Source organism: Bacillus sp. sid0103 (assembly GCF_019219025.1).
In genome coordinates this window covers 1-228 of the sequence record NZ_JAHUWN010000183.1, presented here as the reverse complement: position 1 = coordinate 228, position 228 = coordinate 1, and the positions used below count along the sequence as shown (strand labels likewise).

1 rRNA gene is annotated in these 228 nt (G+C 42.1%); it reads left to right on the top strand.

From position 1 onward, the window contains the following. Positions 1-82 (top strand): 16S ribosomal RNA (locus KW850_RS33050); the annotation flags it as partial. Positions 83-228 lie beyond the last annotated feature (146 nt).

Genomic DNA, 228 nt, shown 5'->3' with positions numbered 1-228 from the left:
GCCGCCTAAGGTGGGACAGATGATTGGGGTGAAGTCGTAACAAGGTAGCCGTATCGGAAGGTGCGGCTGGATCACCTCCTTTCTAAGGATAAAGCTGGACATATGAGCCAGACAAAATGGTTTGTGCCACGATTTTTGTTTGTTTAGTTTTGAGGGAGCAATTCTCTCAAAGCTTTTTTTAATCGTTCTTTGAAAACTAGATAATCGTAATGAAGAAGCAAAGTAAAC